Genomic DNA, 1,761 nt, shown 5'->3' with positions numbered 1-1,761 from the left:
GGGGCTTGCCCCCGTTCGGCTGCGAAGCAGGCGCAGATATGACTACAAGTCATACGTAGGGGTCTCTACGAAACCAACGGGGGCAAGCCCCCTCGCCACAGTAACTGTCTCGTCACACGTCAGTCGTCGAGGGCTTTCACCGACTTGGGCGACAAGCGCAAACTGCGCAGGCTGCGTTTCACGCTCTTGAGGTGATTGACCAGGCTCGGTCCGCGCGCCATCGCCACACCCATCGCCAACACGTCGATCACCACCAGGTGAGCAATGCGCGAGGTCAACGGCGTATAGATTTCAGTGTCTTCGTGCACATCAATCGCCAGATTTACGGTCGACAACTCTGCCAGCGGCGTCTGGCTTGGACACAGCGTGATCAGCGAGGCCCCGCTTTCACGTACCAGATTCGCGGTGATCAGCAGGTCCTTGGAGCGCCCGGACTGGGAGATACAGATCGCCACGTCGGTCGGTTTCAGTGTCACCGCCGACATCGCCTGCATGTGCGGATCGGAATACGCCGCAGCGGTCAGCAACAACCGGAAGAATTTGTGCTGCGCGTCTGCCGCCACTGCACCCGAGGCGCCAAAGCCATAAAACTCCACCCGTTGAGCCTGGGACATGAGCGTCACCGCTCGCTGCAACTCCACCGGATCGAGCCGCTCGCGTACCTCCATCAGGGTGTGCAGCGTGGTGTCGAAAATCTTCAGGCTGTAGTCGGCCACCGAATCGTCTTCATGGATCGCAAACTGACCGAAGCTCGCGCCTGCCGCCAGGCTTTGCGCCAGCTTCAGTTTGAGGTCCTGAAAACCGGAGCAACCGATAGCGCGACAAAAACGCACGATGGTCGGTTCGCTGATGCCCACGCTGTGAGCGAGGTCGGCCATGGAGCTGTGCATCACCGCCGCAGGATCAAGCAGCACGTGGTCGGCGACCTTGAGCTCCGACTTGCGTAACAGGTGGCGTGACTGGGCGATGTGTTGCAGCAGATTCAAGGGACGGACTCTTTGTTATTGGCAGGTGCCGGGGATGTAGCACGCTTGTAGTTATACTACATGAATCGGCATTTTGCCTGCTCAATACGTAACCAATCCCCAGAGCTGACGTGCCTGGGGCCTCATGTAGCGCAGAGCAACCGGTATCAGCAGCGCACTAGGTGTTTTGCTCTTGCAGCAAACTCGCCAAATCGTCCGCCTCGACCGGCCGACTCACCAGGTAGCCCTGGACCTCATCGCAGCGCTCGGCTTTCAAAAACTCAAGCTGCTCCGGCCTTTCCACCCCCTCGGCAACGACTTTCAGCGACAAGCCGTGAGCCATGGCAATGATCGCCCGGGTAATGGCCGCATCCTCACTGCCATCGCCCAACCCGCGAATGAACGCCTGATCGATCTTCACGTAATCCACCGGAATCCGCTTGAGATAACTGAGGGACGAATAGCCAGTGCCAAAGTCGTCGATTGCCAGCTTCACGCCCAGATTGCGCAATTGCTGGAACGTCGCAATGATGTGCTCGACGCTGTCCAGCAGCTGACTTTCCGTGAGTTCCAGTTCGAGGTATTGCGGGGCCAGCCCGGTTTCTTCCAGCACCTGACGCACCAGGCTGACCAGTTTGCCCTGCCGCAGTTGATGCACTGACAGATTCACCGACACGCGGATCGGCTCCAGTCCCTGGCGCTGCCATTCACAGGCTTGCCAGCACGCCTGACGCAGAACAAATTCGCCGATAGGGCCGATCAGCCCGGTTTCCTCCGCCAGCCCGATGAACTCGCC

Annotated in this window: 2 protein-coding genes; both read right to left on the bottom strand. The window is 59.5% G+C overall.

The window, feature by feature from the left end:
- Nucleotides 1–119: 119 nt before the first annotated feature.
- On the bottom strand, nucleotides 120–986 hold the full coding sequence (gene hexR, locus F8N12_RS27470) for a transcriptional regulator HexR (protein ID WP_028620399.1): 867 nt from the start codon (nucleotides 984–986) through the stop codon (nucleotides 120–122).
- Between the two features lie 157 nt (nucleotides 987–1,143).
- A partial coding sequence (locus F8N12_RS27465) for a putative bifunctional diguanylate cyclase/phosphodiesterase (protein WP_150583133.1) occupies nucleotides 1,144–1,761 on the bottom strand: 618 nt, incomplete at its 5' end.

The organism is Pseudomonas fluorescens (assembly GCF_902497625.1).
GTDB lineage: Bacteria > Pseudomonadota > Gammaproteobacteria > Pseudomonadales > Pseudomonadaceae > Aquipseudomonas > Aquipseudomonas fluorescens_BQ.
This window is presented reverse-complemented; position numbering and strand designations above follow the sequence as displayed.